Source organism: Bradyrhizobium pachyrhizi, from assembly GCF_001189245.1.
Lineage (GTDB): Bacteria > Pseudomonadota > Alphaproteobacteria > Rhizobiales > Xanthobacteraceae > Bradyrhizobium > Bradyrhizobium pachyrhizi.
In genome coordinates, this window is sequence record NZ_LFIQ01000094.1 from 203 (window position 1) to 7,178 (window position 6,976).

The 6,976-nt window shown below is 66.2% G+C and carries 8 protein-coding genes and 1 pseudogene; 3 read left to right on the forward strand and 6 right to left on the reverse strand.

What is annotated here, in order from left to right:
• The coding region (locus AKL29_RS44020) for a hypothetical protein (RefSeq protein WP_210168333.1) at nt 1-189 on the forward strand (189 nt) is incomplete at its 5' end.
• A gap of 89 nt (nt 190-278) precedes the next feature.
• Here the strand turns inward: AKL29_RS44020 and AKL29_RS23590 are convergent.
• The gene (locus AKL29_RS23590; protein ID WP_026192947.1) at nt 279-500 is read right to left on the reverse strand and encodes a dodecin; all 222 of its coding nucleotides are present in this window, start codon (nt 498-500) and stop codon (nt 279-281) included.
• Between the two features lie 244 nt (nt 501-744).
• Here AKL29_RS23590 and AKL29_RS23595 point away from each other — a divergent pair, with 244 nt between their 5' ends.
• Nucleotides 745-1,326 (forward strand): HdeD family acid-resistance protein, encoded by a 582-nt coding sequence (locus AKL29_RS23595; protein WP_028336143.1) that lies wholly within the window; start codon nt 745-747, stop codon nt 1,324-1,326.
• 167 nt (nt 1,327-1,493) lie between these two features.
• On the opposite strand, the gene AKL29_RS23600 is transcribed toward AKL29_RS23595, so the two are convergent.
• Both AKL29_RS23600 and AKL29_RS23605 read right to left on the reverse strand, forming a co-directional pair.
• Nucleotides 1,494-1,880, reverse strand: coding sequence for a COG4315 family predicted lipoprotein (locus AKL29_RS23600; protein ID WP_028336142.1), 387 nt, complete (start codon nt 1,878-1,880; stop codon nt 1,494-1,496).
• A 215-nt stretch (nt 1,881-2,095) separates the two neighbouring features.
• Nucleotides 2,096-2,836 carry a bestrophin-like domain gene (locus AKL29_RS23605; protein WP_028336141.1) on the reverse strand — a complete coding sequence of 247 codons (741 nt, stop codon included), beginning with the start codon at nt 2,834-2,836 and terminating at the stop codon, nt 2,096-2,098.
• 160 nt (nt 2,837-2,996) lie between these two features.
• On the opposite strand from AKL29_RS23605, the gene AKL29_RS23610 reads away from it, so the two are divergent.
• The gene (locus AKL29_RS23610) at nt 2,997-3,941 is read left to right on the forward strand and encodes an ornithine cyclodeaminase family protein (RefSeq protein WP_028336140.1); all 945 of its coding nucleotides are present in this window, start codon (nt 2,997-2,999) and stop codon (nt 3,939-3,941) included.
• Between the two features lie 180 nt (nt 3,942-4,121).
• Here the strand turns inward: AKL29_RS23610 and AKL29_RS23615 are convergent, their stop codons facing one another.
• The 3 genes and pseudogenes from AKL29_RS23615 to AKL29_RS46475 form a co-directional block, all read right to left on the reverse strand.
• A complete protein-coding gene (locus AKL29_RS23615) occupies nt 4,122-6,380 on the reverse strand; it encodes a xanthine dehydrogenase family protein molybdopterin-binding subunit (protein ID WP_028336139.1) in 2,259 nt (752 codons plus the stop codon).
• Nucleotides 6,377-6,859, reverse strand: a complete 483-nt coding sequence (locus tag AKL29_RS23620) for a (2Fe-2S)-binding protein (protein ID WP_028336138.1) — start codon at nt 6,857-6,859, stop codon at nt 6,377-6,379. The genes AKL29_RS23615 and AKL29_RS23620 overlap by 4 nt, the downstream gene beginning before the upstream one ends.
• Nucleotides 6,860-6,863: 4 nt before the next feature.
• A pseudogene (locus AKL29_RS46475) lies at nt 6,864-6,976 on the reverse strand (FAD binding domain-containing protein); the annotation flags it as partial.

Genomic DNA, 6,976 nt, shown 5'->3' on the forward strand with positions numbered 1-6,976 from the left:
TCGGTGCGTCACCGAGAAGCCGCGGCGTACTGGATCGCCCCGTCCCGTCTACGCCAAGGCTTCGACGAGGCCATGCATCCATGGCGCGCCGAAGCTTTAGCGGAGGCGGCGAGCCGGGCGATGACAGATGAAAACGGGGACACAGCTTCGCGTTCTCGCGACATGATGCTGGGTTGCCCGTCGGGCTAATTTGTCGCACCTCTCCCCGTACCGCGAGCGAAGTACGCCGTTGGCTCTACCCATCTTACAGGCTGCAAGGCGCAAGCGACCTGAACGCGCTACTCCAGCGTAAAGCCGACCCGGAGCGCCACCTGGTAGTGCCGGATCTTGCCGTCCTCGATATGGCCCCGCGTCTGCACCACCTCGAACCACTTCATTTCCCGGATCGTCTTTGACGCGCGGCTGACGGCGTTCTCGATCGCCGCCTCGATGCTCTTGTCCGATGATCCGACCAGTTCCAGGATTTTGTAGACGTGATCCTTGTCGTGCGTGGCGGGCATGTCGACCTCCTCTGTGGATGCGCGATCCGGACCGCTTGCGCTGCGGTCCGGACAGTCCATCGTCCGATGCGGGCCGGCCGTCGTCAAACCGACGAATGCTGCGCGGCAACACAGCGGACGAACTGAATCAACGTGTCGCGGCGCCTTTGGTGCCAGCATGCAGTTCGTGCCAGCTGCGCACCCGCCCTTGTCCGTGCCTTGACCTATGGTAGCATGGTTTCATCAAGTATTCGGGAGCGATACGATGTCCACTGCGTCCAGCTCACCCGCCACACCTCCTCACAGCCTCGGATCCGGGCTTTCCAACCTCCGCGCCAAGTGGGGCTGGATCGTCGCCCTCGGGGTGATCTACCTGATCGCCGGCGTGCTCGCCTTCGGCAGCGTCTTCTTCGCCACCGTCGTCAGCGTGCTGTTCGTCGGCGCCATGATGATCGTCGCCGGCGTCGCCGAGATCATCAACGCGTTCCAGTTCAAGACCTGGGGCAAATTCCTGTTCTGGCTGCTGCTCGGCGCGCTCTATGTCGTGGCGGGCTTCATCACCTTCGAGAACCCGCTGCTCGCCGCGGCGACGCTGACGCTGTTCCTCGGCATCGCGCTGGTGGTGTCGGGCATCGTCCGCATCTTCCTCGCCTTCGGCATGAACTCGGAAGCGCCCTGGGGAATGGTCGCGATCTCCGGCCTGATCACGCTGGTGCTCGGCGCCATGATCCTGGCGCGCTGGCCGGTCTCGAGCCTCTACGTGCTCGGCATCTTCCTCAGCGTCGATCTGATCTGCGCCGGCGTGAGCTGGATCAGCATGGGCATGGCGCTGAAGCGCAGGACGTGAGGCGCGATCGTCGCCTCAGGCACGATCGACGGGTGGGTTAGCCAACGGGTCCGCCCGCAGGGCGGCCCGATGGCAGGCTCCGCGCAACCCGCCGCATGTTTCGCGCGCGGAGAGATGGCGGGTTACGCTTGCGCTAACCCGCCCTACCCTCAATCCACCTGCAAGCCTCAGGGCTGTGCGAGGTGCCAGGCGCCGTTGAGGAAGCCGTCGCCGGTGATGTCGCCGGCCTTCTGGTCCTTGGCGAAGGTATAGAGCGGCTTGCCCTTGTAGGCCCACTGCTTGGAGCCGTCGTCACGCGAGATGATGGTGTAGCCGCCTTCGGCCTTGTCGCTGGCGTCCGCCTTCAAGACCGGCCAGTTCGTCGCGCACGGGCCGTTGCAGGCCGACTTGCCTTCGGAATCCTTGTCGAAGGTGTAGAGCGTCATACCCTTGGCGTCGGTGAGGACGGAGCCTTTCGCGGTGGTTCCGGTCTTGGTCGGCGGCGCGGCAAAGGCGGCTGAGGCGAACACAAACGACACGGCGGTGGCGAGCGCGAGCGAGATCGACGTCTTCATGATGTCTCCTGTTCGAATGCAAATGGCTTGCATGCGTTAGGACGCCGGAGGGCGCGCACTATTCCGCTGATGGCGCGCGAAGAATTTTCGAAACAGCCGTCAATGCGAGGGGAATAAAGCCGCAGGCGCGTGCCGATACCTTCCCGTAGCCCGCATGACCGCAGCGACATGCGGGAGACTCCGCCCCGGATGTCGCTTCGCTCATCCGGGCTACATTACCGCTTGATTTCCTCGACCGCGCGGACCAGCGGGCGGTCGGAGAGCTGGATCGGGCCGGAGAACGGCGTGCTCATTTCGAGGATCAAGTAGATCGCGGCCGAGATCAGCGCCGCGGCAGCGACGGTGGTCGAGATCACCACCGCGTTGCGCGGCGCGCGAAAGCCGAGGGTTGCGAACATCAGCGTCAGCCACCCGACCAGGATGCAGATCAGCGGTGACGGAAACGAGCCGTCGGACTGCTCGACAAAGGTCCAGCGCTGCTGCACCGCCTGCCGGTAGACCGACCGCGCGTCGTTCCACAGCGCGACCTTCTGCTCGTCGTCGAACCTGAGCTCACGGAGGCTGTTGCCGACCTCGTCGAGCAGATGTTCGGACACCTCGTTCGCCCGCGAGATCGGGACATCCTTGAGCACCTGCTCGACATAGGCGAGCAGCCGCTTGCGCGGCTCGTCGGCGCTCGGGCCGAGCGGCCGCATGCTGCGGTCGAGCAGGATAATGTCGGTGGCGAACACATGCAAATTGCGGTCGACCGCGACATAAGTGTTGGCGGCACTGTTCATCATCAGGCCGAGCAGCAGCGACGGCATGGTGACGAACAGCGTCGCGACCAAGCGTACCGAGGTATTGGTTTCGTCGCTGCGGTGATGATCGGCGAGCCGGGCATGGATCGCCATGGTCGCAAGCGCGGCGCCGCCGAGCAGGATGAAGATCAGGACAGCGACGATGAATGCGACCACGGCTTGCGAGAACCTGCGAGAGAATCAGGTCCGCAGGATAGCAAGGGACGCCCGGCGGTGCATGTCCGGTTGACTAGCCGTCCCCACGCGCTATCCAGTCCGCACAGGTTTGGGGGGACGTCCGGCGAGAGCGCGAGGGGCGCTCCAGAGGAGATACCACGTGCATATCGTCGACGACAGCGAGGTCAACCGCGTCCTGAGCTTTCCGGTCCTGATCGAGGCGATCGAGGCCGCGCACCGGCGGCCGAAGATCGCGGTGCACGACGGTTATCTCGGCGACGACAAAGGCCAGCAGCTGGTGACGCGCAGCGCGGTCGATGCCGGCCGCTTCATGATGACCAAGCTCTACACCAGCTTTCCCGGCAACCTCGCCCACGGCAAGCTGCCGGCGGTGCAGGCGGTCTGCGTGCTGTTCGACGGCAATGACGGGCGTCCGCTCGCGGTGATGGACGCCGCCGAGATCACCCATTGGAAGACCGCCGCGGATTCCGCACTCGGCGCCAAGCACCTGGCGCGGCCGGATGCCGAGACGCTGCTGGTGGTCGGCGCCGGCGAGATGGCGCGCTGGCTGGTGCGCGGCCACCGCACCGTGCGGCCGCAGCTGAAGCGGGTGCGGGTCTGGAACCGGACCGTGGACCGCGCCCAGGAGCTCGCCGCGCTGCTGGAAGCCGACGGCATCGCGGCCGAGGCCGTCACCGACCTCGACGCCGCGACCCGCGAGGCCGACATCATCACCACCTGCACCCGCTCGCGCGAGCCGCTGGTCAAGGGCGCCAATTTAAGGCCCGGCACCCATCTCGACCTGGTCGGCGGCTTCACCCCGGAGACCCGCGAGTCCGACGACGAGGCGGCGCGGCGTTCGCGCATCTTCGTCGACCGCCGCGAATCCGCCTTCGACGGCGTCGGCGACATCCTGCAACCGATCGCGAGCGGCGCGATCACCGAGAGCGACGTGCTCGGCGACCACTACGATCTTGCCCGCGGCACCGTCGCCGGCCGGCTGTCGGATAGCGACATCACCTTCTTCAAGAACGCCGGCGGCGGGCACCTGGATCTGATGACCTGCGAGACGGTGTTGGCGCAGTTGGGGAAGGAGCTGCGGTGAACGGAACTGTTCTGTTGTCCGGATGAGCCAACGGGTCGCACGAACGTGGGCCCGATGACGGGCTCCGCAACATGCGGGATCACCTCCCCGGATATCGCTTCGCTCATCCGGGCTACCCGGCAACCGCTATAGAACCGTAGGGCGGCTTGCGAACCGCAACCGCAACCCGCCCTACGTTCCCTACTCCGCGGCCTGCTGCGCCGGCGCATCCAACGCCTCCGACACTTTCGGCGGCGACATCGGCAGGCTGTAGAAGCGTTTGCCGAGCGCGTTGTGGACGGCGTTGGCGACCGCGGCCATCACAGGCACCAGCGGCACCTCGCCGACGCCCTTGACGCCCTGCGGATGCTTCGGGTTCGGCACCTCGACCAGCGCGCAATCGAGCATCGGCAGGTCGGAGCAGACCGGCATGCGATAATCGAGGAAGCCCGGATTATCGACCTTGCCGTCCTTGTTGTAGATGTACTCCTCGTTCAGCGCCCAGCCGATGCCCTGCGCGACGCCGCCCTGCAGCTGGCCCTCGACATAGCTCGGATGCACGGCGCGGCCGACATCCTGCACGGCGGTGTAGCGAATGACGCGGACGATGCCGAGATCGACATCGACCTCGACGTCGCAGATATGTGTGCCGAAGCCACCCTCCGCGCCTTGCGTGTTGAGCTGCACGCTGGCGCCGATCGGGCCGCCCTGCGACGGCGCCTTCTCGGCGAGGTCGGCGAGCGTCAACGGCTCGAACTGGCCGGCATTCGGGCTCACCGGATGCGCGGCACCGTTCTCCCACTTCACGGCTTCAGGGTCGATCTCCCAGAGCTTCGCCGCGCGCTCGCGCAAGGTCGCGATCACCTTGTCGGCCGCCTGCGTCACCACCATCGAGGAGGCGAACAGCACCCGGCTGCCGCCGGTCAGGTTGGAGAAGCCGACCGTCTGGGTGTCGCCGATGATGACGGAGACGCGCTTGTAGTCGATGCCGAGCAGTTCGGCGCAGATATTGGCGATGCCGGCGCGCGAGCCGCCGATATCGGGATGCCCGGTCGTGACGACGACGTTGCCGTCCTCGGTGATGTTGACCTGCGCGGAGGATTCACCGCCGGCGTTGAACCAGAAGCCGGACGCGACGCCCCTGCCCTGCAGCTTGCCGAGCGGCGCGGCATAATGCGGATGGTTCTTCGCGGCTTCCAGCGTCTCGATATAGCCGATCCGCGGGAACACCGGGCCGTGCGCCGCCTTGGTGCCTTCCTTCGCCGCATTCTTCAGCCGCAGCGCTAAGGGGTCCATCTTGAGCGCCTCGGCAAGCTCGTCGAGCACGCACTCCACCGCATAGGCGCCGATCGGCGCGCCCGGCGCGCGATAGGCCGCGACCTTGGAGCGGTTGGAGCAGACGTCGAACCCCTCCGACAGCACATGCGGGATGTCGTAGGGCGCGAAGCTGCATCCGACTGCACCGCGGATCGGCGAACCCGGGAAGGCGCCGGCCTGCAGATAGAAGCTGCCATGGGCGGCGACGATGGTGCCGTCCTTCTTGGCGCCGATCTTCACCGTGCTCTTCGAGCCCGAGGTCGGCCCCGTGGCGCGCATCACCTCCTCGCGGGTCATCACCATCTTCACCGGGCGACCGGATTTCCTGGCGAGCAAGGTCGCGAGCGGCTCGAGATAGACGATGGTCTTGCCGCCAAAGCCGCCGCCGATCTCGGCGGGGATGGCGCGGATGTCGCTCTGCGGGATGCCGGTCAGCATCGAGGTCATCGCGCGCACCATGAACTGGCCCTGGCTCGACGACCAGATCGTGGTCTTGCCGTCGGCCGCGACCGAGATCAGGCAGGCATGCGGCTCGATATAGCCCTGATGCACCGGGCGCGTGGTGAAGGAGCGCTCGATGACGACTTCAGCATCCTTGAAGCCCTGCGCGATGTCGCCCTTCCTGGATTCGAGACGGCCCATGATGTTCGAGGGCTTGCCGTCGAATCTGTTGAACTCGTGCAGGATCGGCGCATCCGCCTTCAGCGCGTCGTCGATCTCGATCGCCCAGGGCAACACCTCGTAGTCGACCTCGATCAGCTTGCAGGCTTCCGCCGCGATCGCCTCCGTGGTCGCGGCGACGGCGGCGACGGGATGGCCGGGGAACAGCGCCTTGTCGCGCGCCATCACGTTGCGGCACATCCAGCGCATGTCCTGGATGCCGAGCATCACCGCGCCCTTCTCGATCGTGAAGTCGACGATGTCGCGCGAGGTGACCACCGCCTTGACGCCGGGCAGCGCCTCGGCCTTGGCGGTGTTGATCGACCTGATGCGGGCGTGGGGATGCGGGCTGCGCAGCACCTTGCCCCAGATCATGCCGGGCATAGTGGTGTCGGCGGCAAACGCCGCGCGGCCGGTCACCTTGTCGACGCCATCGGGCCGGATGGTGCGCTGGCCGATCCATTTGTTGTTGACGACGTTCATGGGCGCATCTCCCGCATTTCGGCAGCGGTCTCCATCACCGCGCGGACGATCTTGTCGTAACCGGTGCACCGGCAGAGATTGCCGGCAAGCCAGAAGCGGACTTCCTCTTCGGTCGGGTTTGAATTCCTGGCGAGCAGCGCCTCGGAGGCGACCAGCATGCCCGAGGTGCAGATACCGCACTGAAGCGCGGCGTGCTCGAGGAACTTCTGCTGCAACGGATGCAGCTTCTCGCCCCTCGCCATGCCCTCGATGGTCCTGATCTCGTGGCCTTCGGCTTCGGCCGCGAGCATCAGGCAGGAGCAGACCAGGCGGCCGTCGAGCGTGATCGAGCAGGCCCCGCAATCGCCGGACGCGCAGCCCTCCTTGGAGCCGGTGAGCCCCAATTGCCCACGCAGCGCGTCGAGCATGGTCTCGTAGGGCTCGCACAGGAATTCGACCGGCTCGCCGTTGACTGAGGTGATGACGTGCAGTTTCGCCATGGTGCTAGTGTCCTCCCGCGCGCTGGGCGGCGATCGCGGCGGTGCGCTTGAGCAGCACGCCGGCGGTTTTGGTCCTGTAGGCGATGGTGCCGCGCTTGTCGTCGATCGGACGGCAGG